This is a genomic window from Pseudomonas sp. FBF18, from assembly GCF_024261405.1.
Classification (GTDB): Bacteria; Pseudomonadota; Gammaproteobacteria; order Pseudomonadales; family Pseudomonadaceae; genus Aquipseudomonas; species Aquipseudomonas palmensis.
In genome coordinates this window covers 113,426-136,418 of record NZ_QKRS01000008.1, presented here as the reverse complement: position 1 = coordinate 136,418, position 22,993 = coordinate 113,426, and the positions used below count along the sequence as shown (strand labels likewise).

Sequence of the window (22,993 nt, the reverse complement as noted above, 5' to 3'; positions counted from 1 at the left end):
CCTACAGGGTCGATGTGACCGTGTAGGAGCCGGCCTTGCCGGCGAAGCCCTTAAAGCGCCTTCTCGAAGATCTTCGAATTGCGCTGGTAGTTGTACAGCGAAGCCCGCGCCGCAGGCAGCCGCTCCACCTCGCTGGGCACGAAGCCGCGTTCGCGGAACCAGTGCGCCGTGCGCGTCGTCAGCACGAACAAGGTCTTCAAGCCCATCTCCCGCGCCCGTGTCTCGATGCGCTCCAGCAACTCGTCGCCACGCCCGCCATGCCGGTATTCCGGGTTCACCGCCAGGCACGCCAACTCGCCCGCCTCCGAATCGGCGATCGGGTACAGCGCCGCGCAGGCAATGATCATCCCCTCGCGCTCCACCACACTGAACTGCTCGATCTCGCGCTCCAGCACCTCGCGCGAACGCCGCACCAGGATGCCCTGCTCTTCCAGCGGGCTGATCAGGTCCAGCAGGCCGCCGACATCCTCGATGGCCGCCTCGCGCACCTTCTCGAACTGTTCCTGGGCCACCAGCGTGCCGCCACCGTCACGGGTGAACAGCTCGGTGAGCAGCGCACCGTCCTCGGCATAGCTGACGATGTGGCTGCGCGCCACACCGCCACGGCAGGCTTCGGCGGCCGCGTCCAGCAACTCGCCCTGATAGTCCGACCCCAGGCGCTGCAGATGCGCCGGCACCTGCTGCGGGCGCAGCTCACGCACCAGCCTGCCGCTCTCATCCATCAGCCCGCGCTCGGCGCCGAACAGCAGCAGCTTGTCGGCCCCCAGCTCGATGGCCGCACGGGTGGCGACGTCTTCGCAGGCCAGGTTGAAGATCTCGCCGGTGGGCGAATAGCCCAGCGGCGACAGCAGCACGATGGAGCGCTCGTCGAGCAGGCGATTGATGCCCTTGCGATCGACCCGGCGCACTTCGCCGGTGTGGTGATAATCGACGCCTTCGAGCACGCCGATGGGGCGCGCCGTGACCAGGTTGCCGGCGGCCACGCGCAGGCGCGAACCCTGCATCGGCGACGCGGCCATGTCCATCGACAGGCGCGCCTCGATGGCGATGCGCAGGTGGCCGACCGCGTCGATCACGCATTCCAGGGTGGCCGCATCGGTGATGCGCAGGCCGTGATGGTAGTGCGCGCTAAGGCCGCGGGCGGCCAGGCGGCTTTCGATCTGCGGGCGCGAACCGTGCACCAGCACCAGGCGCACGCCCAGGCTGTGCAGCAGCACCAGGTCGTGGACGATATTGCCGAAGTTGGGGTGCTCGACCCCGTCACCGGGCAGCATGACCACGAAGGTGCAGTCGCGGTGGGCATTGATGTAAGGCGAAGCATGACGCAGCCAATTGACGTATTCGGGCATAACCAGAGCCTGTAGAAACCTGTGGAAAAAGGACAAGAACGGAAAAGCACACAGCGCTCGAAGGGTTATCGTCGCAACAGGTCTGGCGTCACGCGCATTCTCCTTGGGTAAAAACGGTTGAAATCAGCGGGCAATTACCGGGTTGAGGCAATAATGCCCGATCAACTCACGCAATAGACGCACGGTAGGCTCCAGGCGTGACATTTCGAGGTACTCGCCCGGCTGGTGGGCACAGCTGATGTCGCCGGGGCCCAGCACCAGGGTTTCGCAGCCCAGACGTTGAAGATAAGGCGCCTCGGTACCAAAGGCCACCGCCTCGGCCGTATGCCCGGTAAGACGCTCGGCCACGCGCACCAGTTCGGCGTCGGCGGCCTGCTCGAACGGCGGCACCTCGGGAAACAGCGGCGCGTAGTCGATCTTCACCTGGTGCTGTTCGGCCAGCGGCGCCAGCTTGCTGCGGATCGCCGCACGCAGCACTTCCGGGTCCATCCCCGGCAACGGACGCAGGTCGAATTCCAGGGCGCACTGCCCGCAGATACGGTTGGGGTTGTCGCCACCGTGGATGCAGCCGAAGTTCATGGTCGGCTGCGGCACGCTGAACTGGGCGTTGCTGTACTGCTGCTGCCATTGCCGGCGCAGGCCCATCAGCTCGCCCATCACCGCATGCATCGCCTCCGAGGCGCTGTGGCCCAGGCTCGGGTCGGACGAATGACCGCTGCGCCCGAGGATATCGATGCGCTCCATCATCACCCCCTTGTGCAGGCGGATCGGGCGCAGCCCGGTCGGCTCGCCGATCACCGCTGCACGGCCCAGCGGGCGGCCGGCGTCGGCCAGGGCGCGGGCGCCGGACATCGAACTTTCCTCGTCGCAGGTAGCCAGGATCAGCAGCGGCTGCCTGAACGGCTGCTCGAGCAGCGGGCGTACCGCCTCGATCACCAGGGCGAAGAAGCCCTTCATGTCGCAACTGCCAAGGCCCACCCAGCGCCCGTCAACCTCGGTCAGCTTGAGCGGATCGGTCTGCCACAGCTGCGGGTCATAGGGCACCGTGTCGCTGTGCCCGGCCAGCACCAGGCCGCCGGGGCCGCTGCCGTAGCTGGCCAGCAGGTTGAACTTGCCCGGCGTCACCTCCTGCAGCTCGCAGGCAAAACCCAGGTCACCCAGCCAGGTGGCCAGCAGGTCGATCACCGCGCGGTTGGACTGGTCCAGGCTCGGCTGGGTGCAACTGACCGACGGCGTGGCGATCAGGGCGGCGAACTGGTCTTTGAGCGGCGGCAAAGGCATGCGCATTCTCCTCGGTACGAGGCCCATCATAGGGCTATCGGGCACCTGGAATAAACCGTCAGCGGCCGACTCCTGTACACTGCACGGCCAAGACGCACCCAGTCATCGAGCCTGCCAGCAATGAACAAAGAAACCGAACTCAAACTGCGGGTCAGCCGCGAGACCCTCGCTGCCCTGCGCGAACACCCGTTGCTGAAGAAGCGCAACAAGTCCGGCTGGCAGCAGCGCGAGCTGCTCAATCAATATTTCGATACCCCAGAACGCGACCTGGCCGCAGCCAAGGTGGCCCTGCGCCTGCGCCGTGACGGCGACGTGGTGATCCAGACCCTCAAGGCCCGTGGCCACAGCACCGCCGGGCTGTCGGTACGCAACGAGCACGAATGGCAGCTGCCCAAGGCCAAGCTCGACCTCAAGAAGCTCGACGAGCAGGTATGGCCGGCCGAGCTGGCCGACCTGGACAAGAAAACCATCAAGCCGCTGTTCAGCACCGACTTCACCCGCGAATACGCCGAAATCGCCTGGGGCCGTGGCAAGGCCAAGGTGGTCATCGAGGCTGCGCTGGACCTGGGCCATGTAGTGGCCGGCAAGCAGAAGGAAGCCATCTGCGAGCTGGAGCTGGAACTGCGTGAAGGCGATCCGGCCGCACTGCTGGAGCTGGCCGCCGAGCTGGCCGCCAGCCTGCCGCTGATGCCGTGCGACATCAGCAAGGCCGAACGCGGCTACCGCCTGCTCGACCCCTCGAGCTTCGCCGTGAGCCTGCCGCCTGCTGAACTGAACGCCGAGATGCCGCTGGACGATGCCTTCGCGGCACTGGCCTGGCATCTGCTGGGCAGCAGCCAGCGCCTGGCCGAGCAGTACCTGTTCAACGGACACTGGCGCCTGCTGCAGGACTGGGTCCAGAGCCTGGCCGAACTGCGCGCCCTGCTCGGCAGCCTGGGCCAGGCCGCGCCGCGCCCGACCACCAGCGCCCTGCGTGCCAGCCTCGACGCCCTGCTCGAGGACTGGCGCCCGCTGGTGCTGGCCGGCAACGACGACGAAGACGTGCGCCGCGCGGCGCCCGAGCAGTTCGCCGAAGAACTGCTCGACACCCGCTGGGGCCAGTTCTCGCTGGACACCTCGCGCTGGCTGCTGGCCCGTGGCTGGACCGTCGAGCGCAACAAGCGTGGTGACCGCCAGGGCGCTGCGCAACTGGGCAACTGGCTCAAGGTGCTGCTGTCGGACGAAGCCAACGCGCTGCAACTGCCGCTGTACCACCGCCAGCCTGAAGACCTGGCCGAACAGCTGCCGCGCATCGAGCGCCTGCTGGCCTGGCTGCACCATGCCCGCCAGGTGCTGGAAAGCCCCGACCTGGACCGCCTGTTCGGCGAGCTGAACAAGCTGCACGAACTGGCCAGCCTGCCAATCAGCGACGACGTGCTCGAAGCCCGTGTGCATCAGGCCATGGCGGTGTTCCAGAGCCGCGGCTGGAAGCACCTGCTGCGCAAGTGACGGCTACACCGGCAAGCTGGTCGTGGACTTGATTTCGGACAAGGCCACGATCGAGTTGACCTCCTGGATCCCCGGCACCATCGACAGCTTTTCGAAGAAGAACCGTTCGTAGGCTTCGATGTCCGGGGTGACGATGCGCAGCAGGAAGTCCACTGCGCCCATCAGCACATAGCATTCCAGCACCTCGGGAAACTCGCGGATCGCCTCGGTGAATTCGGCGAAGTTGGTCCGCCCGTGGGCGTTGAGTTTGACCTCGGCGAAAATCTGCGTGTTCAGGCCGATCTTCTTGCGATCGAGCAGGGTCACCTGCCCGCGAATCACCCCTTCTTCCTTGAGCCGCTGGATCCGCCGCCAGCACGGCGACTGCGACAGGCCGACCCGTTCGGCAATCTGTGCGCTGGACAGCGACGCATCCTCCTGCAGCAGAGCCAGGATACGTCGGTCGTAGGCGTCCAGTTGGCTTTGCATGTTTTATCCCCTCAAGGCGCCATTAATGAATCAAACAATGCGCAGATTGCGCAGATCGCTCGATCATAGAGAAAAAATACCCGGTTGAAGATGTAAAAATTCCTCCATCGAAACCGGAGATTTCCCATGAGCGCCCACGAACGGCTGGACAGCCCCGTCACCCCGCTGCGCAGCGATGTCTGGGCCGCCAATGCTGCGCACAGCAGCGTGCGCTACAGCCTGCAGGTGGAAGCCGAGCCGGACAGCCTGTGCCGCGTGCTCAACCTGTTCGCCCTGCAGTTCCTCACCCCGCACCAGGTACAGATGCGGCAGCAGGACGACCTGTTGAACCTGGAGATCGGCGTAGCCGGCCTGAGCTGGCACCGCGCCGAACTGATTGCACAGAAAATGCGCAACCTGATCTGTGTCGCCCAGGTCAGCGTCGAACCCCTGGCGGCCTCGCGCATGCCGTTGCAGCACGTACGCTGAACAGAAAAATCCGGCAACCCTTGCGACAGGCCCTGTGGGCCGCTGGCAGCTAGCCTTGGCTGGCCGCCCGACCTTCGCAAGGAAGCCCCATGCCTGCCACGCCGCCCGATCGCTGGCTCGACCTCGACACCCTGCTCGCCGAACTGCTCGCCCAGCAACGCATCAGCCCCGCCTGTGCCCGCCCCTGGCCGCAGGCTGCCAATGAACCCACACATCCGCTGGAGCGCATCGCCCGACGCGGCCTGAACGACCTGCAACGCCCCGGCCATACCCTGGACCTCGATGCCCTGGGCGAATGGCTGGGCCGCCAGGCCGGCCAGCGCCATGTGCGCATCGACCCCCTGGCACTGCAGGCAGCCAGCCTCGGCGGGCTGATGTCGGCCGCATTCGCGCGGCGTCACCAGATTCTGGCCATCGCGGTGGATGCCCACACGGTGACCGTCGCCAGCGCCCAGCCCTACGTACGCAGCTGGGAGCGCGACCTTGGGCAGGTGCTGCAACGCAGGGTGCAGCGGGTGCTGGCCAGCCCGGTGCAGATCCGTGAGCTGAGCCAGGCGGTGTTTCGCCTGGCCCACTCGGTCAGTGGTGCCAGCCAGCAGGCCGTGCCCGGGCCCGAAGGCGCCAGCCTCGAGGCACTGCTCGACCTGGGCAACAGCGCAGGCGACGTCGATGCCAACGAGACGCACATCGTCGGCATCGTCGACTGGCTGTTGCAGTACGCCTTCGAGCAGCGCGCCAGCGATATCCACATCGAGCCGCGCCGCGACCAGGGCCACCTGCGCCTGCGCATCGACGGCCTGCTGCACCCGGCCTACCAGTTCCCGCCGGCAGTGACCCTGGCGGTGGTCAGCCGGCTCAAGAGCCTGGGGCGCATGAACGTCGCGGAAAAGCGCCGCCCGCAGGATGGCCGCATCAAGGCCCGCTCGGCCGCCGGCGCCGAGGTCGAGCTGCGCCTGGCCACCCTGCCCACCGCGTTCGGCGAGAAACTGGTACTGCGTATCTTCGACCCGCACCTGCTGCACCAGGACTTCACCCAGCTGGGCCTGGACGGCGAGGCGCTGCAGCACTGGCAGGCGATGCTGCGCCAGCCCCACGGCATCATCCTGGTGACCGGGCCGACCGGCTCGGGCAAGACCAGCACCCTGTACGCCACCCTCAAGCAACTGGCCACGCCACAGGTCAACCTGTGCACCCTCGAAGACCCGATCGAACAGCTCGAGCCGGCCTTCAACCAGATGCAGGTGCAGCCCGGCATCGACCTGGGCTTTGCCAACGGTGTGCGTGCGCTGCTGCGCCAGGACCCGGACATCATCATGATCGGCGAGATCCGCGATGCCGACACCGCGCAGGTGGCGATCCAGGCCGCGCTCACCGGCCACCTGGTGCTCTCGACCCTGCACACCAACGATGCCTGCGGCGCCGTCGGGCGCCTGCTGGAACTGGGCATCGCGCCGTACCTGATCCGTGCCACGCTGGTCGGCGTGCTGGCCCAGCGCCTGGTGCGCACGCTGTGCCCGGCGTGCAAGGTGGCGCAGCCGCTCGACATGGCGCACTGGCGCGAACTCGACCCGCAGGCGCCGCTGCCCACCGCTACCTGCCAGGCTGAAGGCTGCCGCGATTGCCGGTACACCGGCTACCGGGGCCGCACCGGCCTGTTCGAGCTGCTGCCTGTGAGCCCACGCCTGCGCGAGCAGCTGTCGGGCGACGTCGACCTGGCAAACCTGCGCCGCCAGGCCCGGGCCGAGGGGCTGGGCAGCCTGCGCACCAGCGGCGCGCAAAAAGTCGCCGCAGGGCTGACTACACTGACAGAAGTGATTCGCGTTACTGCATGAAATGAAATGATCCGGCGCTGGCCTGCACAGCTGACCACATGCCAAGCTTGCGCACTTTCAGTCCTGCTGACCAAGGAAACGTCATGCAAATCGGAATGGTAATGCTGTTGTTCGTGGGCCTGGCCCTGGCGCTGGTGTTCATGGGGTTCAAGGTGGTGCCGCAGGGTTTCCAGTGGACCGTGGAACGCTTTGGCCGCTACACCACCACCCTCAAGCCGGGCCTCAACATCATCGTGCCGGTGATGGACCGCATCGGGCGCAAGATCAACATGATGGAAAGCGTGCTGGACATCCCGCCGCAGGAAGTCATCACCGCCGACAACGCCACCGTGCAGATCGATGCGGTGTGCTTCTTCCAGGTGGTCAACACGGCGCAGGCCGCCTACGAGGTCAACAACCTCGAGCACGCCACCCGCAACCTGCTGCAGACCAACATCCGTACCGTGCTCGGCTCCATGGAACTGGACGCCATGCTCAGCCAGCGCGACGCCATCAACGAGCGCCTGCTGCGCACCGTGGATGAAGCCACCGCACCGTGGGGCATCAAGATCACCCGTATCGAGATCAAGGACATCAGCCCGCCGGCCGACCTGATGGCCGCCATGTCCGGGCAGATGAAGGCCGAGCGGGTCAAGCGTGCGCAGATCCTCGAAGCCGAGGGCCTGAGGGCGGCTGCCATCCTCACCGCCGAAGGCAAGAAACAGGCGCAGATCCTCGAGGCCGAGGGTGAGCGTCAGGCGGCCTTCCTGGAATCGGAGGCCCGCGAGCGCCAGGCCGAAGCCGAAGCCCGCGCCACCCAGGTGGTGTCCGAGGCCATCGCCAACGGCAACGTGCAGGCCATCAACTACTTCGTGGCGCAGAAATACGTCGACGCGCTGGGCAAGCTGGCCTCGGCCAACAACAGCAAGGTGGTGCTGATGCCACTGGAAGCCAGCCAGGTGATCGGCGCCGTCGGCGGCATCGGCGAGATCGTGCGGGCCACCTTCGACGGCAAGAAGGGCTGAGCATGTGGGACTACCTGCAACACCTGTCGTTCTGGGACTGGCTGGCGCTCGGTACGCTGCTGCTGATCCTGGAGGTGTTCGGCGCCGGCGGCTACCTGCTGTGGATCGGGGTGGCGGCGGCGGGCGTGGGCGTGATTACCTTCGTCGTCCCGCAGCTGCCGTGGACCTTGCAGTTCCTGCTGTTCGGCCTGCTGTCGGTATTCACCGCAGTGTTCTGGTGGCACCGTCAGCGCAGCAATGCCAGCCCCAGCGATGCGCCGGGGCTGAACATGCGCGGCCAGGAACTGATCGGCCGGACCTTCGTGGTGCAGGAGGCCATCGTGGGCGGTCGCGGCAAGATCAAGGTCGGCGACGGGGTGTGGATGGTCCGCGGGCCGGACCTGCCGGTGGGCACCCCGGTGCAAGTGCTGTCGCAGGACGGCGCGATACTGCAGGTTGGCCCCGCACCGTAGGCCCTGGGGAACTTGCCTGGGGAAATCACGATCCAACGCACCATAATAGCCCCCACACTGGAGTAAGCCCCATGCGCGTCAAACTTGCGGTTGCCACCCTTGCCTTGTTGTCGCTGCCGGTTGGCTCGGCGATGGCTGATGGCTTCTGGCGTGATGTGATTTCGTCCGGTGCCACCACCGGCTCCACCTACCTGACCTTCAAGGACCACAAGCTGGTGGTGGCGGCGCAGGAAGATGCCAGCAGCTATGTGGCCAGCAACGGCCAGATCAGCGGGCCGTATCTTGAGGCTGCCATGCAGCGTGTGCGTGCCGAGCAGCCAGGGCTGCAGGTCAGCGACATGGAGCTGGCCAATGCGATCCTGGCGCAGAATGCCGTGACCGAGTAATCACCTCGCCGGCAATGCCGGCTCCTACAGGAGCCAGCCTTGTCGGCCACGAGGCCCTGGCCTCAGCGATAATCCTCCACCGGCACACACGCACAGAACAGGTTGCGGTCCCCGTACACGTTGTCCACCCGGTTCACCGCCGGCCAGTACTTGTGCAGCCGCGCATGGTGGCTCGGCGCAACACCCTGCTCGATCGAGTAAGGTCGTTCCCACACCCCCAGCACATCCGCCAAGGTATGCGGCGCCCGCTTGAGCGGGTTGTCCTCGGCTGGCCAGTTGCCGTTCTGCACCTCTGCAATCTCGGCCCGAATCTTCAGCATCGCCTCCACGAAGCGGTCCAGCTCGGCCTTGGACTCGCTCTCGGTCGGCTCCACCATCAAGGTGCCCGGCACCGGGAACGACATGGTCGGCGCATGGAACCCGTAGTCCATCAGGCGCTTGGCTACATCCTCTTCGGTGATGGCGGTCAGCGCCTTCAAGGGCCGCAGGTCGAGGATGCACTCATGCGCCACCCGCCCATTGCGCCCGCGGTACAGCACCGGGAACGCCCCGCCCAACTGCTGGGCCAGATAGTTGGCCGACAGGATCGCCACCTCGCTGGCATCGGCCAGTTGCGGCCCCATCATGGCGATGTACATCCAGCTGATCGGCAGGATGCTCGCACTGCCCCAGGGCGCCGCACTGACCGCAGTGTTCTGCGGGTCGGGCCCGGGCACCGGCACCACCGGATGGCTGGCCACGAACGGTGCCAGGTGTGCACGCACGCCGATCGGACCCATGCCCGGCCCGCCACCGCCATGGGGAATGCAGAAGGTCTTGTGCAGGTTCATGTGCGATACATCGGCACCGATGTCCGCCGGCCGCGCCAACCCGACCTGGGCATTGAGGTTGGCGCCATCCATGTACACCTGGCCACCGTGGCTGTGGATAACTTCGCAGATCTCACTGATGCCTTCCTCGTACACGCCGTGGGTCGACGGGTAGGTGGCCATCAGGCAGGCCAGGCGCTCACCTGCCGCCTGGGCCTTGGCCTTGAGGTCGGCCAGGTCGACGTTGCCCGCCACATCGCATTCCACGATCACCACCTGCATCCCGGCCATCTGCGCAGACGCCGGGTTGGTGCCGTGCGCCGAGGCCGGGATCAGGCAGATGTCGCGCTGACCTTGCTGGCGGCTGCGGTGGTACTTGCTGATCGCCAGCAGCCCCGCGTATTCACCCTGGGCACCGGAGTTGGGTTGCATGCAGATGGCATCGAAACCGGTGATCGCGCACAGCCAGCGCTCCAGCTCGTCGATCATCGCGGTATAGCCCTGGGCCTGGGTGAGCGGCGCGAACGGGTGCAGGTTGGCGAAGGCCGGCCAGGTGATGGGGATCATCTCGCTGCTGGCGTTGAGCTTCATGGTGCACGAGCCCAGCGGGATCATCGACTGGTTGAGGGCCAGGTCCTTGTTCTCCAGCTGCTTGAGGTAACGCAGCATCTCGGTTTCGCTGTGGTGCAGGTTGAACACCGGGTGCGTCAGAAACGCCGACTGGCGCTGCAAGGCGTCGGGGATGCCGCTGTGCTGCGCCTGGGCATCCAGCTCGGCCACGCTCAGCCCATGGTCGGCGCCCAGAAAGATGCCGAACAGGCGCAGCACCGTGGCCTCGTCGCAGGTTTCATCCAGGCTTACGCCCAGGTGCCCGCGGCCCAGGATGCGCAGGTTGATCTGCGCGGCCTCGGCGCTCTGGATGATCGCGGTCTGGCTGCCGCCGACGTCCAGGGTCAGGGTGTCGAAGAAGTGCTCGTTCAAGCGCTTGAGCCCCTTGGCTTGCAGGCCGGCAGCCAGGATCACCGTGAGCCGGTGCACCCGCTGGGCGATGCGCCTGAGCCCTTCGGGCCCGTGGTACACGGCATAGAACCCGGCGATGTTGGCCAGCAGCACCTGCGCGGTGCAGATGTTGGAGTTGGCCTTCTCGCGGCGGATGTGCTGTTCGCGGGTCTGCAGGGCCATGCGCAGCGCCAGGTTGCCGCGCGCGTCCTTGGAAACGCCGATGATGCGCCCTGGCATGGCGCGCTTGAAGTCGTCGCGGCAGGCAAAGTAGGCCGCGTGCGGGCCCCCGTAGCCCATGGGCACGCCAAAGCGCTGGGTCGAGCCGAGCACCACGTCGGCGCCCTGCTCGCCCGGCGGGGTCAACAGCACCAGGCTCAGCAGGTCGGCGGCGACGCAGGCCAGCGCCTGCTGGGCATGCAGCTGCTCGATGGCCGGGCGCAGGTCGTGCACCCCGCCGTGGGTGTTGGGGTATTGCAGCAGCGCGCCGAACACCCGGTGCTTGTCCAGGTTGTCCAGCCCATCGACGATCAGCTCGAAGCCGAAGCCCTCGGCGCGGGTCTGCAATACGGACAGGGTCTGCGGGTGGCAATGTTCATCGACGAAGAACGCATTGCTGCGCGACTTGGCCATGCGCCGTGCCAGAGCCATGGCTTCGGCAGCGGCCGTCGCTTCGTCGAGCAGCGAGGCATTGGCCAGGTCCAGCCCGGTCAGGTCGATGACCATCTGCTGGTAATTGAGCAGCGCCTCCAGGCGACCCTGGGCGATCTCCGGCTGATACGGCGTATAGGCGGTGTACCAGCCGGGGTTCTCCAGCACGTTGCGCAGGATCACCGTGGGCGTCAGGGTAGCGTGGTACCCCATGCCGATCAGGCTGGTCCACACCTGGTTCTGCTCGGCGTAACCGCGCAGTTTTGCCAGGGCGGCCTGTTCATCAAGCGCCGGGGGCAGTTCCAGCGGGCGGTTCAGGCGAATGCCCGGCGGGACGGTCTGCTCGATCAGTTCACTGCGACTGCTCAGGCCCAGGGCCTGCAACATTGCCTGCTGCTCGGCCGCATCCGGGCCAAGATGACGACGCAGGAACGGGTTGGGATCGTGCAGTTGGCTCAGGGACGGCGACTGGGACATAGCGGCTCTCTCTTCCAAGACCAAGCCTCGAGGGGTCGAGGCTTATTGAGTCTAGGAAGGGATTGCCGTTCGTGCGGGAAAAACTACTCGCCGATGGCGGCCTTGTAGCCGGCGGCGTCCAGCAACTGCTCCAGCTCTGCCGGGTTGGACGGCTTGAGCTTGAAGATCCAGCTGGCGTAAGGATCGTTGTTCAGGTTCTCAGGGCTGTCGCTGAGGTCTTCGTTGACCGCGATCACTTCGCCGCTGACCGGCGCGTAGATATCCGAAGCGGCTTTCACCGACTCCACCACCCCGGCGGCGTCCTTGGCCGCGAACACCTTGCCGACCTCGGCCAGTTCGACGAATACCACGTCGCCCAGAGCCTCCTGGGCGTGGTCGCTGATGCCCACGGTGACGGTACCGTCGGCTTCCAGCCTGGCCCACTCGTGGCTCTCGGCAAAACGCAGGTCGGCGGGGATATTGCTCATAGTGTCTTTCCTCAACAGGTCAGCGGTCGGCCCGCCGGAATGAATTCAGATCAGGATCTTGCCCTGGCGCACGAAGGTCGGCTTGACCACCCGTACCGGGTACCACTTGCCGCGAATTTCCACCTCGGCGCGGTCGGCGGTAGCCACCGGCACGCGGGCCAGGGCAATCGCCTTGCTCAGCGTAGGAGAGAAACTACCACTGGTGATCTCCCCTTCGCCAATCTGTGCGATTCGCACCACCTGATGCGCACGCAGCACACCGCGTTCCTCGAGCACCAGGCCGACCAGCTTCAGCTGCACGCCTGCGGCCTGTTCTGCCTCCAGCGCACGGCGTCCGATGAAGTCGCGGTCGGCCGGTTCCAGGGCGATGTTGTGGGCCAGGTTGGAGGTCAGTGGCGAGTGTGCCTCGTCGATGTCCTGTCCGTACAGCGTCATGCCCGCTTCCAGGCGCAAGGTATCGCGCGCGCCCAGCCCGCTGGGGGCAATACCGGCGCCGACCAGGTCGTTGAAGAACGCCGGGGCCTGCTCTGCCGGCAGGGTGATCTCCAGGCCGTCTTCGCCGGTGTAGCCGGTACGCGAGATGAACCAGTCGCCACTGCTGCGGCCTTCGAAGGGGGCCAGTTCACGAATCAGCGCCGCACGGTCGCTGCTCACCAGTTCGGCCAGCTTGTCCCGCGCATGCGGGCCCTGCACAGCGAAGATCGACAGTTCGGGACGCTCGCGCACCTGCACGTCGTAGTCGCCGATATGGGCCTGCAGCCAGGCCAGGTCCTTGTCGCGGGTGGCGGCGTTGGCCACCAGGCGGTAGCCGTCGTCGGTGCGGTAGACCAGCAGGTCGTCGATCACCCCGCCCTGTTCGTTGAGCAGGGTGCTGTACAGGGCCTTGCCGTGGGCATTCGGGCTGGCTACATCGTTGGCCAGCAACCAGCGCAGCCAGGGCGTGGCCTGGGCGCCGTGCACATCGATCACGGTGAGGTGCGAGACATCGAAGACCCCGCAGTCGCGGCGCACCTGATGGTGCTCCTCGACTTGCGAGCCGTAATGCAGGGGCATGTCCCAACCGCCAAAATCGACCATCTTGGCGCCAAGCGCCAGGTGCAGGTCATAAAGAGGCGTACGCTGTCCCATGGGTTTCTCCTTCCGGGCGTGGCGAGGCTGCGGCTGAGGGCAGCGTTTCAGCTACCCGGTGCTGATCGGCCGCAGCGAATGCCGCGCATTGTAGCCGCAAGGGCGCAGCCTTACACCCTCAGTGACTCTGACCCGGGTGACGCGCCGAACGCCTTATCAACCCGATGACCGGCAGCAGCCCCACCAGCACCAGCGTCAACGCCGGCAGCGAGGCACGCGACCACTCGCCCTCGCTGGTCATCTCGAATACCCGCACCGCCAGGGTGTCCCAACCGAACGGGCGCATCAGCAGGGTGGCGGGCATCTCCTTGAGCACATCGACGAACACCAGCAGCGCTGCGCTCAGCGCACCCGGCACCAGCAGCGGGAGATACACCTTGAAAAACAATCGCGGGCCGCTGACCCCGAGGCTGCGCGAGGCCTCCGGCAGCGAGGGCCGAATGCGCCCCAGGCTGTTTTCCAAGGGGCCGTAGGCCACGGCGATGAAGCGCACCAGATAGGCCAGCAGCAGTGCCGCCAGGCTGCCCATCAGCAGCGGGCGGCCGGCACCGCCAAGCCAGCTCGAAAGCGGCACCACCAGCTGGTTGTCGAGGTAACTGAAGGCCAGCATGATCGACACCGCCAATACCGAGCCGGGCAAGGCGTAGCCCAGGTTGGCCAGGCTGACCCCGGCGCGCACCACGCGGGTGGGGGCCTGGCGTCGGGCAAACGCCAGCAGCAGTGCCACCGCCACGGTGATCAGCGCAGCCATGGCGCCCAGGTACAGGGTATGCAGGATGAGCGCGCCATAGCGCTCGTCGAGGTCGAAACGCCCGCGCTGCCAGAACCACACCAGCAACTGCAGCACCGGGATAACGAACGCGCAGGCGAACACCAGCAGGCACCAGCTGCTGGCAGCCAGCGCCTTGACCCCGCGCAGGTGGTACAGCGCCGCCACGCGGGGCCGCTCGTTGCTGCTGCGTACCGCACCGCGGGCCCGGCGCTCGCCGTACAGCACCAGCATGACGGCCAGCAGCAACAGGCTGGCGAGCTGGGCGGCGCTGGAGAGGCTGAAGAAGCCGTACCAGGTCTTGTAGATGGCGGTGGTGAAGGTGTCGAAGTTGAACACGGCCACCGCGCCGAAGTCGGCCAGGGTTTCCATCAGCGCCAGCGCCACGCCCGCGCCGATCGCCGGCCGCGCCATGGGCAGGGCCACGCGCCAGAAGGCTTGCAGCGGCGATTGCCCGAGCACCCGCGCCGCTTCCATCAGGCCCTTGCCCTGAGCCAGGAAGGCGGTACGTGCCAGCAGGTAGACATAGGGGTAGAACACCAGCACCAGCACGATGATCACCCCGCCGGTGGAGCGCACGCGCGGCAGGCGCATGGGGCCGAACCATTCGCGCAGCAGGGTTTGCACCGGGCCGGAGAAGTCCAGCAAACCGACGAAGACGAACGCCAGCACATAGGCGGGGATGGCGAAAGGCAGCATCAATGCCCAGTCGAGCCAGCGTCGGCCGGGGAATTCGCACAGGCTGGTGAGCCAGGCCAGGCTCACGCCCAGCACGGTGACGCCGACGCCCACGCCGAGGATCAAGGTCAGGGTGTTGCCCAACAGGCGGCTCATCTGGGTGTCGAGCAGGTGCGACCAGATCTGCAGGTCGATGCTCTGCCACGACAGCACCAGCACGCTCTGCGGCAGCAGCACCAACGCGCAGACGGTGAAGACCAGGGGGTACCAGCGGCGTTGGGCGGGGTGTGACACGGGGGGAGATCTCTGGCGAAGGTGAGAGCGACCGCGTTGCGGTCTATCGCGGGTCAAGCCCGCTCCCACAAGGGCCACGGTGATCCCTGTAGGAGCGGGCTTGACCCGCGATGGGCCCCGACAGGGGCCCCGCAAGAATAAAGCCTTGCGCTCAGTTCCAGCCAGCCCGATCCATCAGGCGAATCGCTTCAGCCTGACGCTTGCCCGCCACTTCCACCGGCAGGCTGTCGGCCTTGAACTTGCCCCACGCCGCCACTTCTGCCGAAGGTTCCACCTTGGGGTTGGCCGGGAACTCCTGGTTCACATCGGCGAAGATCTTCTGCGCCTGCGGCCCGGTCATCCACTCCACCAGCTTGATCGCGGCCTCCTTGTGCGGCGCGTGCCGGGTCAAGCCGATGCCCGACAGGTTGACGTGCACGCCACGGTCGGCCTGGTTGGGCCAGAACAGCTTGATCGGCAGCTGCGGCTGCTCCTTGTGCAGGCGGCCATAGTAGTAGGTATTGACGATGCCCACGTCGCACTGCCCGGCCTCGATGGCCTTGAGCACTGCCACGTCATCCGAGAACACGTCGGTGGACAGGTTGTTCACCCAGCCCTTGAGGATCTCTTCGGTCTTCTCGGCGCCGTGGGTTTCGATCAGGGTCGCGGTCAGCGACTGGTTGTAGACCTTCTTGGCGGTACGCAGGCACAAGCGCCCTTCCCATTCCTTGCCGGCCAGCGCCTCGTAGGTGCTCAGCTCCTCGGGCTTGACCCGGTCGGTGGCGTAGGCAATGGTCCGTGCGCGCAGGCTCAGGCCCGTCCAGTCATGGGACGAAGCGCGATACTGCGGGGGAATGTTGGCGTCGATCACGGCCGACTTGATCGGCTGCAGGATACCCATCTGCTCGGCCTGCCAGAGGTTGCCGGCATCCACGGTCAGCAGCAGGTCGGCGGTGGCGTTGCTGCCCTCGGCCTTGATGCGCTGCATCAACGGCGCTTCCTTGTCGGTGATGAACTTGACCTTGACCCCGGTTTCCTTGGTGTAGGCATCGAATACCGGCTTGATCAGCTCGTCGATACGCGAGGAATACACCACCACCTCGTCCGCCGCCTGTGCGGTACCGCCCAGCAGGGTGAGCGCCAGGGCGGCGAGTAGATGCTTGCGTGGCAACATGAAGGCGGTCCTCGGAATGCGGGAGAGGCGCAAATGGTAGTGAATGCCATTTGCCTTCTCAACCGAACTGCCAAGGGAGGAGTTACCAGATGTTGCGGTGCCGCCTCAGGCCCGTGCCAGCTCCGGCAGGTCGCCGCTCAGCCCCAGCGCCTGGCGCACGAACAGCGCCTTGGCCTCCGGCAGTTGCTCCACCCACTTCAGGCCACTGTTGCGCAGCCAGCGCAGCGGCAGCGGGTCGGCCTGGAACAGGCGCTCGAAGCCCTCCATTGCGGCCATCAAGGCCAGGTTGTGCGGCATGCGCCGTCGTTCGTAGCGGCTCAGCACGCGCACGTCGGCCAGGCGCTCGCCGCGCTCATGGGCATGCTGCAGCACTTCGGCCAGCACCACCGCATCCAGAAAGCCAAGGTTCACGCCCTGCCCGGCCAGCGGGTGAATGGTGTGGGCCGCATCGCCGATCAACGCCAGGCCCTCGGCCACGTAGCGCTTGGCATGGCGCTGGCGCAGCGGTACGCATAACCGTGGGTCGGCAGCCAGCACCGTGCCCAGGCGGCCCTCGAAGGCCCGCTCCAGCTCGGCGCAGAAGGCTTCGTCCGGCAGGGCCATGAGGCGCTCGGCCTGCGCAGGCGTGGTCGACCACACGATGGAGCACCAGTGCTGCTGGCCGTCGCGCAGCAGTGGCAGAAACGCCAGCGGGCCGTCATCGGTGAAGCGCTGCCAGGCTGTGGCCTGGTGCGGCTCGGCACAGTGCACGCTGGTCACGATGGCGTGGTGCAGGTAGTCCCACTCACGGGTTTGGCAGCCGGTCAGGCGGCGCACCGCCGAGTTGGCGCCGTCAGCCGCAATTACCAGCGGCGCGCGCAGGGTGCGGCCATCGGCCAGGGTCAGCAGCCAGTCGTCGCCACTGCGGCGCATCTGCTCCAGGCGGGCGTTGGCCAGCAGGCCGATCTCGCTGTCGTGCAGGCGCTGCAGCAGACCGTCCTGCACCACGCGGTTCTCGACGATGTGGCCGAGCACCTCGGCGTGCACGCTGGCGGCCGAAAAGTGGATCTGCCCGGTGCCGCTGCCGTCCCACACGTGCATGTCCGAATACGGGCTCAGGCGCCGCTCGCGGATGTGCTGCCAGGCGCCCACGCGCTCGAGGATGCGCTGGCTGGCCATCGACAGCGCGCTGACTCGCGGCTCGAAGGGTGCCTGTGCATCGAACGGCTTGACCGTCAGGGGGCTGCCGTCGAGCAGCAGGATGTCCAGGCCACTGTGCTGCAAGGCCAGGGCCAGGGCGCTACCGACCATTCCGGCACCGACAATCAACAGATCTGCGCGCATTTCCATGCTTTCAAGCCCGATAAAGAGAAGAAGGGGTCATTGGCCAGGCTGGTCCGGGCGTGTACCCAGGCCCATGGCCTGGCGGGCGAACCAGCGCTTGGCCGGGGGCAGCAGGTCCAGGCCCAGCAGGCCCAGGTTGCGCCCGGTGGCGAGCAACGGCTGGCCGCTGCCGAACAACCGCGTGACCTTGTCGGAGAAGCCCACGGTCATGTCCTGGTCCAGGCGCTGGCGCTCGCGGTAGGCCTGCAGGGTCGCCAGGTCGCCCGGTACTTCAGGCCCGGCCAGCAGACCGTCGGCCAGCGACTGCACGTCGCGCAGCGACAGGTTGAAACCCTGCCCGGCAATCGGATGCAGGCTGTGCGCGGCGTTGCCCAGCACCACCAGGTGCGAGCGCACCTGCTCCTGGGCCTCTACCAGCGACAGCGGGTAGAGGTGACGCGCGCCCACCTGGCGCAAGGTGCCCAGACGGTAGCCGAACACGCCTTGCAGCTCGGCCAGGAAGGCTCGCTCGTCGATCTCGGCCAGCCGTCTGGCATCCATTCCGGCACGGGTCCAGACCAGCGCGCAGCGGTTTTCCGGCAGCGGCAGCAAGGCCATCGGGCCGTCATCGGTGAAGCGTTCGAACGCCTGCCCGCAATGGGCCTCGCTCGGGGTGATGTTGGCGATCAGCGCACTCTGGTTGTACGGACGCTGGCTGACGTGGATGCCCAACTGCTCGCGCAGCCCGGAACGCCCGCCGTCGGCCAGTACCGCCAGGTCGCAGTCCACCGTGGTGTCGTCATCCAGTGTCAGGCGGTAGCCGTCGGCCAGCGGCTGCATCGCGCTGACCTGCGCCGGGCAGCGCCAAGTCACCACCTCGGCATCCAGCCCCTGCCACAGGCACTGGCCGAGCCAGGCGTTCTCGACCACGTAGCCGAGTGCCGGCACGCCTTCTTCCAGGGCGTCCAGGCGGGTGGCGCCAAAGCGGCCACGGTCGGACACCTGGATCTGGCGGATCGGTTCGGCGCGGCGGCTGATCGGCTGCCACAGGCCCAGACGCTCGTAGATCTGCCGGGTGCCGTAGGAAAGCGCCGAGGAACGTGCGTCGTAACTGGGCTGGAAGCTGTCGCCGGGGGCGAACGGCTCGATCAGCAGGATCTTCCAGCCACGCGCCCTGGCCCCGGCCTGCAGGGCCAGCGCCAGGCTGGCACCGACCAGGCCGCCACCGATGATGGCAAGGTTGACCCGGCTCATGCGGCGTGGCTGCGTGCAGCCGCCATCAATGCTTCGATTTCGGCCACCGTGCGCGGTACGCCGGAGGTCAGGATTTCACAGCCCTGCTTGGTCACCACTACGTCGTCCTCGATTCGTACGCCGATACCGCGCCACTTCTTCGCGACGCTCTGGTTGTCGGCAGCAATGTAGATGCCCGGCTCCACCGTCAGGGCCATGCCCGGCTCCAGCACGCGCCACTGGTCGGCGACCTTGTACTCGCCGACGTCGTGCACATCCAGCCCCAGCCAGTGACCGGCGCGGTGCATGTAGAAGGCCCGATGGGCCTCGGCCTCGATCAGCGCCGGCACGTCGCCCTTGAGCAGCCCCAGCTCCACCAGCCCTTCGGTGATCACCTGCACGGTGGCCTCGTGGGCATGGTTCCAGTGCTTGCCCGGTGCAATCGCGGCAAAGGCTGCAGCCTGGGCCTTGAGCACAAGCTCGTAGATCGCTTTCTGCTCCGGCGAAAAGCGCCCGCTGACCGGGAAGGTGCGGGTGATGTCGCTGGCGTAGCAGTCGATCTCGCACCCGGCGTCGATCAGTACCAGGTCGCCGTCCTTGAGCAGGGCGTCGTTCTGCTGGTAATGCAGGATGCAGGCGTTGCGACCCGATGCCACGATCGAGCCGTAGGCCGGCATCTTCGCCCCGCCCTTGCGGAACTCGTAGTCCAGCTCGGCCTCCAGGCTGTATTCGTGCAACCCGGCGCGGCAGGCCTGCATGGCCCGCACATGGGCGCGTGCCGAAATCGCCGCGGCCTCGCGCATCACCTTCACTTCCGTGGCCGATTTATACAGGCGCATGTCGTGCAGCAGATGATCCAGCGCAACGAACTCGTTCGGTGGCTGGGCGCCGAGGTTGGCCTTGGAGCGGATCACGTTGATCCACTCCATCAGGTGGCGGTCGAATTCGGGGTGGCTGCCCATGGCCGAGTACACCCGGTCGCGGCCTTCGATCAGGCCCGGCAGGATGTCGTCGATGTCGGTGATGGGGAACGCATCGTCCGCGCCGTATTCGCGTATCGCGCCTTCCTGGCCGGCGCGCAGGCCGTCCCACAGCTCGCGCTCGGGGTTGCGCTCGCGGCAGAACAGCACGTACTCACCGTGCTCGCGGCCGGGGATCAGCGCAATCACCGCCTCGGGCTCCGGGAAGCCGCTGAGGTACTGGAAGTCGCTGTCCTGGCGGTACACATGCTCCACGTCGCGGTTGCGAATGGCCACCGCGGCCGCGGGCAGGATGGCGATGCTGTTGGGTTCCATCTGCGCCATCAGCGCCTTGCGACGACGGGCATACTCCGCTTTGGGGATATGGGCTATTGGCACGAGGAACCCCTGTTCGGCATTTAGTGCAAGGAAGGCTTGGGCGCAGGCGCCTGTGGCTTGGCCAGCTCGGAGAACAGCAGCATCGGCGCGACGCGCAGGTACTCCATCACTTCCATATAGTCGCTTTCGCCGTCTTCGGATTCTTCCAGTGCATCCTGGACCTGGGAAATGGCGTCCAGGTCACCCAGCACTTCCTTGGCTTCGGCACTCAGGCTCAGGCCTGCCGAGTTGAGGCCGAAGCCGTACAGGAAGCCTTTGCACCACTCGCCCAGGGCGATGGCACGCTCGGTCAGCGGGGCATCGTCGGTGGGCAGCAACAGCACGACGGTGACTTCTTCACCGGTGAGTTCGCCCTTGACCATCTCCTGCAGGCCGATCAAAGCGTTACGAACATTGTCTACAGGATCGACTTCCAGCAGGTGGGCCGCATCGGCCAACCAGCCGTCGGCATCGAAGCCGGCGCCGGCGCAGCTGCGCCCGAGCAACAAGCCGTGAAGCTCGGCAGGCGAAACAGGGTGACCGTTGCTGGTGAGCAAGGTGGCAAAAGCGGTGTATGGCGAATTCGTAATGGGCATGGGCAGCTAGGCGCCAGACGGCGCAATGACTAGAATGAAGGCCTTGTATCCTAGCACCGGCAGGCGCGCCAAGACCATCGACGCCGCCAATTCGGGGCATGCCGGAACTTAATGAGCGGGTAAGACCCGTCTGACAAAAGCGAGTGGCACGTCATGCCAGAGAACGACCTGCAAGCGCTGATGGGCCGATTCGAGCTGTTGATCGAACGTGTCGAGCAACTAAAGCGGCAAAATGCACTCCTATTAGCTCAGGAAAAATCCTGGCGCGAGGAGCGCGCCCACCTCATCGAAAAAAACGAGATCGCCCGGCGTAAGGTCGAATCGATGATTTCGCGGCTCAAGGCCCTGGAGCAAGACTCATGAGTTCAAGCAATAGCGTCACCGTTCAGATCCTCGACAAGGAGTATTCGATCATCTGCCCGCCGGAAGAGCGCAGCAACCTGGTCAGCGCAGCGCGCTACCTGGACAGCAAGATGCGCGAGATCCGCAGCAGCGGCAAGGTGATCGGCGCCGACCGTATCGCGGTGATGGCGGCGCTGAACATCACCCACGACCTGCTGCACAATCAGGAGCGCCCGCAGGCGCCCACCGGCGGTGCCACCCGTGAACAGGTGCGCGACCTGCTCGAACGTGTCGATCAGGCATTGGCCGACGACGCGGGTTCAAAACCGGCCTGAGTTTCGGGTATACTCCGACCACTCCCTGGAGTGCTTGCCAGTCGGTCATGTCCCTGAGCCGATACGCACAACCACGGGGGTTGCACGTGGGGCCGGTGTGCATGTCCGCTTGACGGAAAGCCTTAACGCCTCCTGTAATCTCCACCTTGAACTTTCGGGTTCAAGGGCTACACCGACAGCGGTTCGTCGGGGAGCCTGAATTCTCCAGCCTGCGCCCACCCAGCGGCGCACGCACATGCACTGCCACCCCTGCGTGGCAGTCGCCCCAGGGACCGCCCGTGCCATGACCGACATCGCGCCGCTTACCCGCCCCCAACTTCGTCGTCTGCTCCGTGATGCCCGCCGTGCCCTCAGCCCGGCCGAACAGCGCCGTGCCGCGCGCGGTCTGTACCGGCAACTGGCGCAGCACCCGCTGTTTCGTCGTGCCCGGCACATTGCCCTGTACCTGCCCAACGACAGCGAGATCGACCCGCGCCTGCTGCTGCGCGAAGCTCAACGTCGAGGCAAGCATACCTACCTGCCGGTGCTGCACGCCTGGCCCAGAACCCGCATGGCCTTCCAGCGCTTCGAGCACGGTGAAAAACTGCGCCCCAACCGCTTCCGCATCCCCGAACCACGCATCAATCTCACACGCCAGCGACCCACCTGGGCACTGGACCTGATCCTGCTGCCGCTGGTGGGTTTCGACGAGACGGGTGGGCGACTGGGCATGGGCGGCGGGTTCTATGACCGCAGCCTGGCGTATCAGGGGCGGCGCAAGGCTTGGAAGAAACCCCTGCTGCTGGGGCTGGCGCACGAATGCCAGAAAGTGCAACGACTGGCCCAGGCCAGTTGGGACGTGCCGCTGCAGGGCACGGTATCGGACAGGGGGTGGTACCTGGCACCCTGAACGGGCGCCGCAAGGTTCAACGCTTGACGGGGGTCGGGGCGGCCGGCATCTCGTAGGCGGCTGTTTCGAGTTTCTGTTCCCACAGGCTTTGTGCATAGCCGGTGGTGACCACACCCAGGCCAAACAGAAAAACGAGCACCCAGAGCAAATCCGGTTTGCGATTCATCGATTGCCCCCCTCAGGCAAACTCATCACGATGACAGCAACGGTTTTTATTATGCCGTGCAGCAGCGTCAAGCTTAAAATGCGCGCATTCTCCGACAACCTGGTGCCACACGCAAACGTTGACGCCAACCGGCTGTCGGTTTCATGCAACAGGTTATTTCAAACTTTGTCTGGAGCGTCAACGATGGCCTACTGGCTGATGAAATCCGAGCCCGACGAGCTCTCGATCGAAGACCTCGCCCGCCTCGGCCAGGCGCGCTGGGACGGGGTGCGCAACTACCAGGCGCGCAACTTCATGCGCGCCATGGCGGTGGGCGACCTGTTCTTCTTCTACCACTCCAGCTGCCCCGAGCCCGGCATCGCCGGTATTGCCCGCATCACCACCGCCGCCTACCCCGACCCCACCGCGCTGGACCCCGAGAGCCACTACTTCGACGCCAAGGCCAGCGCCGAGAAGAACCCGTGGAGCGCAGTGGACGTGGAGCATGTGGAAACCATGCGCAAGGTGCTGGGCCTTGGCTACCTCAAGCAACAGGCGGCACTGGCCGAACTGCCACTGGTACAGAAGGGCAGCCGCCTGTCGGTGATGCCGGTGACGGACGAACAATGGGGCGCGGTGCTCGCACTACGTTAATTTCGCG

The 22,993-nt window shown here is 66.2% G+C and carries 23 protein-coding genes and 1 other RNA gene; 11 read left to right on the top strand and 13 right to left on the bottom strand.

Annotation, left to right across the window (positions count from 1 at the left end):
* Positions 1 to 50: 50 nt before the first annotated feature.
* Together argA and argE are read right to left on the bottom strand one after the other, a co-directional pair.
* Positions 51 to 1,349, bottom strand: a complete 1,299-nt coding sequence (gene argA / locus DN387_RS14685) for an amino-acid N-acetyltransferase (RefSeq protein ID WP_043863422.1) — start codon at positions 1,347 to 1,349, stop codon at positions 51 to 53.
* 123 nt (positions 1,350 to 1,472) lie between these two features.
* Entirely contained in the window at positions 1,473 to 2,630 is a 1,158-nt protein-coding gene (gene argE / locus DN387_RS14680) for an acetylornithine deacetylase (protein WP_043863421.1), read from the bottom strand.
* Between the two features lie 120 nt (positions 2,631 to 2,750).
* Between argE and DN387_RS14675 the strand changes: the two genes are divergently transcribed.
* Positions 2,751 to 4,118, top strand: coding sequence for an inorganic triphosphatase (locus DN387_RS14675; protein ID WP_054915510.1), 1,368 nt, complete (start codon positions 2,751 to 2,753; stop codon positions 4,116 to 4,118).
* A gap of 3 nt (positions 4,119 to 4,121) precedes the next feature.
* Here the strand turns inward: DN387_RS14675 and DN387_RS14670 are convergent, their stop codons facing one another.
* Entirely contained in the window at positions 4,122 to 4,586 is a 465-nt protein-coding gene (locus tag DN387_RS14670) for an Lrp/AsnC family transcriptional regulator (protein ID WP_043863419.1), read from the bottom strand.
* Positions 4,587 to 4,712: 126 nt separating this feature from the next.
* On the opposite strand from DN387_RS14670, the gene DN387_RS14665 reads away from it, so the two are divergent.
* The 5 genes from DN387_RS14665 (at position 4,713) to DN387_RS14645 (ending at position 8,728) form a co-directional block, all read left to right on the top strand.
* Positions 4,713 to 5,054 (top strand): hypothetical protein, encoded by a 342-nt coding sequence (locus DN387_RS14665; RefSeq protein WP_054915509.1) that lies wholly within the window; start codon positions 4,713 to 4,715, stop codon positions 5,052 to 5,054.
* Positions 5,055 to 5,143: 89 nt separating this feature from the next.
* Positions 5,144 to 6,886, top strand: a complete 1,743-nt coding sequence (locus tag DN387_RS14660; protein ID WP_054915508.1) for a GspE/PulE family protein — start codon at positions 5,144 to 5,146, stop codon at positions 6,884 to 6,886.
* Positions 6,887 to 6,969: 83 nt separating this feature from the next.
* On the top strand, positions 6,970 to 7,890 hold the full coding sequence (locus DN387_RS14655; protein WP_043863416.1) for an SPFH domain-containing protein: 921 nt from the start codon (positions 6,970 to 6,972) through the stop codon (positions 7,888 to 7,890).
* A 2-nt stretch (positions 7,891 to 7,892) separates the two neighbouring features.
* The gene (locus DN387_RS14650) at positions 7,893 to 8,342 is read left to right on the top strand and encodes an NfeD family protein (protein WP_054915507.1); all 450 of its coding nucleotides are present in this window, start codon (positions 7,893 to 7,895) and stop codon (positions 8,340 to 8,342) included.
* Positions 8,343 to 8,413: 71 nt separating this feature from the next.
* Positions 8,414 to 8,728: a DUF2388 domain-containing protein gene (locus DN387_RS14645; RefSeq protein WP_043863414.1), complete on the top strand. Its 315-nt coding sequence runs from the start codon at positions 8,414 to 8,416 to the stop codon at positions 8,726 to 8,728.
* 62 nt (positions 8,729 to 8,790) lie between these two features.
* Here DN387_RS14645 and gcvP read toward each other — a convergent pair whose 3' ends face one another.
* The 9 genes from gcvP to DN387_RS14600 form a co-directional block, all read right to left on the bottom strand.
* On the bottom strand, positions 8,791 to 11,664 hold the full coding sequence (gcvP, locus tag DN387_RS14640; RefSeq protein ID WP_054915506.1) for an aminomethyl-transferring glycine dehydrogenase: 2,874 nt from the start codon (positions 11,662 to 11,664) through the stop codon (positions 8,791 to 8,793).
* An 83-nt stretch (positions 11,665 to 11,747) separates the two neighbouring features.
* Positions 11,748 to 12,131, bottom strand: a complete 384-nt coding sequence (gcvH, locus tag DN387_RS14635; RefSeq protein WP_043863412.1) for a glycine cleavage system protein GcvH — start codon at positions 12,129 to 12,131, stop codon at positions 11,748 to 11,750.
* A 45-nt stretch (positions 12,132 to 12,176) separates the two neighbouring features.
* Positions 12,177 to 13,259, bottom strand: coding sequence for a glycine cleavage system aminomethyltransferase GcvT (gcvT, locus tag DN387_RS14630; protein WP_043863411.1), 1,083 nt, complete (start codon positions 13,257 to 13,259; stop codon positions 12,177 to 12,179).
* Positions 13,260 to 13,377: 118 nt separating this feature from the next.
* Positions 13,378 to 15,000 (bottom strand): iron ABC transporter permease, encoded by a 1,623-nt coding sequence (locus DN387_RS14625; RefSeq protein ID WP_054915505.1) that lies wholly within the window; start codon positions 14,998 to 15,000, stop codon positions 13,378 to 13,380.
* A gap of 151 nt (positions 15,001 to 15,151) precedes the next feature.
* Positions 15,152 to 16,153 carry an extracellular solute-binding protein gene (locus DN387_RS14620; RefSeq protein WP_043863409.1) on the bottom strand — a complete coding sequence of 334 codons (1,002 nt, stop codon included), beginning with the start codon at positions 16,151 to 16,153 and terminating at the stop codon, positions 15,152 to 15,154.
* A gap of 105 nt (positions 16,154 to 16,258) precedes the next feature.
* The gene (locus tag DN387_RS14615; RefSeq protein WP_236171758.1) at positions 16,259 to 17,476 is read right to left on the bottom strand and encodes a 2-octaprenyl-3-methyl-6-methoxy-1,4-benzoquinol hydroxylase; all 1,218 of its coding nucleotides are present in this window, start codon (positions 17,474 to 17,476) and stop codon (positions 16,259 to 16,261) included.
* A 36-nt stretch (positions 17,477 to 17,512) separates the two neighbouring features.
* The gene (gene ubiH / locus DN387_RS14610) at positions 17,513 to 18,709 is read right to left on the bottom strand and encodes a 2-octaprenyl-6-methoxyphenyl hydroxylase (protein WP_043863407.1); all 1,197 of its coding nucleotides are present in this window, start codon (positions 18,707 to 18,709) and stop codon (positions 17,513 to 17,515) included.
* Positions 18,706 to 20,040: a Xaa-Pro aminopeptidase gene (gene pepP, locus DN387_RS14605; RefSeq protein ID WP_043863469.1), complete on the bottom strand. Its 1,335-nt coding sequence runs from the start codon at positions 20,038 to 20,040 to the stop codon at positions 18,706 to 18,708. Before pepP ends, ubiH begins: the two co-directional genes overlap by 4 nt.
* Positions 20,041 to 20,066: 26 nt before the next feature.
* Positions 20,067 to 20,621 (bottom strand): YecA family protein, encoded by a 555-nt coding sequence (locus tag DN387_RS14600; RefSeq protein WP_043863406.1) that lies wholly within the window; start codon positions 20,619 to 20,621, stop codon positions 20,067 to 20,069.
* 153 nt (positions 20,622 to 20,774) lie between these two features.
* On the opposite strand from DN387_RS14600, the gene DN387_RS14595 reads away from it, so the two are divergent.
* The 4 genes from DN387_RS14595 to DN387_RS14580 all read left to right on the top strand — a co-directional run bounded on the left by DN387_RS14595 (position 20,775) and on the right by DN387_RS14580 (position 22,187).
* A complete protein-coding gene (locus tag DN387_RS14595; RefSeq protein WP_043863405.1) occupies positions 20,775 to 20,984 on the top strand; it encodes a TIGR02449 family protein in 210 nt (69 codons plus the stop codon).
* Positions 20,981 to 21,298 carry a cell division protein ZapA gene (locus DN387_RS14590; protein ID WP_043863404.1) on the top strand — a complete coding sequence of 106 codons (318 nt, stop codon included), beginning with the start codon at positions 20,981 to 20,983 and terminating at the stop codon, positions 21,296 to 21,298. The genes DN387_RS14595 and DN387_RS14590 overlap by 4 nt, the downstream gene beginning before the upstream one ends.
* A gap of 19 nt (positions 21,299 to 21,317) precedes the next feature.
* A non-coding RNA gene (gene ssrS / locus DN387_RS14585) (6S RNA) lies at positions 21,318 to 21,495 on the top strand.
* An 86-nt stretch (positions 21,496 to 21,581) separates the two neighbouring features.
* Complete coding sequence (locus DN387_RS14580; RefSeq protein ID WP_054915503.1) at positions 21,582 to 22,187, top strand: 5-formyltetrahydrofolate cyclo-ligase; 606 nt, start codon at positions 21,582 to 21,584, stop codon at positions 22,185 to 22,187.
* A 16-nt stretch (positions 22,188 to 22,203) separates the two neighbouring features.
* Here the strand turns inward: DN387_RS14580 and DN387_RS26070 are convergent, their stop codons facing one another.
* Entirely contained in the window at positions 22,204 to 22,326 is a 123-nt protein-coding gene (locus DN387_RS26070) for a hypothetical protein (RefSeq protein WP_255001640.1), read from the bottom strand.
* 210 nt (positions 22,327 to 22,536) lie between these two features.
* Here DN387_RS26070 and DN387_RS14575 point away from each other — a divergent pair, with 210 nt between their 5' ends.
* A complete protein-coding gene (locus tag DN387_RS14575; RefSeq protein WP_054915502.1) occupies positions 22,537 to 22,986 on the top strand; it encodes an EVE domain-containing protein in 450 nt (149 codons plus the stop codon).
* Positions 22,987 to 22,993 lie beyond the last annotated feature (7 nt).

Excerpts from the sequence above, each read along its gene's own strand:
- DN387_RS14590 (WP_043863404.1), top strand. The coding sequence starts at position 20,981 with ATGAGTTCAAGCAATAGCGTCACCGTTCAGATCCTCGACAAGGAGTAT.
- DN387_RS14670 (WP_043863419.1), bottom strand. The coding sequence starts at position 4,586 with ATGCAAAGCCAACTGGACGCCTACGACCGACGTATCCTGGCTCTGCTG.
- DN387_RS14660 (WP_054915508.1), top strand. The coding sequence starts at position 5,144 with ATGCCTGCCACGCCGCCCGATCGCTGGCTCGACCTCGACACCCTGCTC.
- DN387_RS14600 (WP_043863406.1), bottom strand. The coding sequence starts at position 20,621 with ATGCCCATTACGAATTCGCCATACACCGCTTTTGCCACCTTGCTCACC.
- gcvP (WP_054915506.1), bottom strand. The coding sequence starts at position 11,664 with ATGTCCCAGTCGCCGTCCCTGAGCCAACTGCACGATCCCAACCCGTTC.
- DN387_RS14650 (WP_054915507.1), top strand. The coding sequence starts at position 7,893 with ATGTGGGACTACCTGCAACACCTGTCGTTCTGGGACTGGCTGGCGCTC.
- DN387_RS14575 (WP_054915502.1), top strand. The coding sequence starts at position 22,537 with ATGGCCTACTGGCTGATGAAATCCGAGCCCGACGAGCTCTCGATCGAA.
- argA (WP_043863422.1), bottom strand. The coding sequence starts at position 1,349 with ATGCCCGAATACGTCAATTGGCTGCGTCATGCTTCGCCTTACATCAAT.
- argE (WP_043863421.1), bottom strand. The coding sequence starts at position 2,630 with ATGCCTTTGCCGCCGCTCAAAGACCAGTTCGCCGCCCTGATCGCCACG.
- DN387_RS14615 (WP_236171758.1), bottom strand. The coding sequence starts at position 17,476 with ATGCGCGCAGATCTGTTGATTGTCGGTGCCGGAATGGTCGGTAGCGCC.
- gcvT (WP_043863411.1), bottom strand. The coding sequence starts at position 13,259 with ATGGGACAGCGTACGCCTCTTTATGACCTGCACCTGGCGCTTGGCGCC.
- DN387_RS14655 (WP_043863416.1), top strand. The coding sequence starts at position 6,970 with ATGCAAATCGGAATGGTAATGCTGTTGTTCGTGGGCCTGGCCCTGGCG.
- DN387_RS14580 (WP_054915503.1), top strand. The coding sequence starts at position 21,582 with ATGACCGACATCGCGCCGCTTACCCGCCCCCAACTTCGTCGTCTGCTC.
- DN387_RS14675 (WP_054915510.1), top strand. The coding sequence starts at position 2,751 with ATGAACAAAGAAACCGAACTCAAACTGCGGGTCAGCCGCGAGACCCTC.
- ubiH (WP_043863407.1), bottom strand. The coding sequence starts at position 18,709 with ATGAGCCGGGTCAACCTTGCCATCATCGGTGGCGGCCTGGTCGGTGCC.
- DN387_RS14665 (WP_054915509.1), top strand. The coding sequence starts at position 4,713 with ATGAGCGCCCACGAACGGCTGGACAGCCCCGTCACCCCGCTGCGCAGC.
- DN387_RS14595 (WP_043863405.1), top strand. The coding sequence starts at position 20,775 with ATGCCAGAGAACGACCTGCAAGCGCTGATGGGCCGATTCGAGCTGTTG.
- DN387_RS14620 (WP_043863409.1), bottom strand. The coding sequence starts at position 16,153 with ATGTTGCCACGCAAGCATCTACTCGCCGCCCTGGCGCTCACCCTGCTG.
- gcvH (WP_043863412.1), bottom strand. The coding sequence starts at position 12,131 with ATGAGCAATATCCCCGCCGACCTGCGTTTTGCCGAGAGCCACGAGTGG.
- DN387_RS14645 (WP_043863414.1), top strand. The coding sequence starts at position 8,414 with ATGCGCGTCAAACTTGCGGTTGCCACCCTTGCCTTGTTGTCGCTGCCG.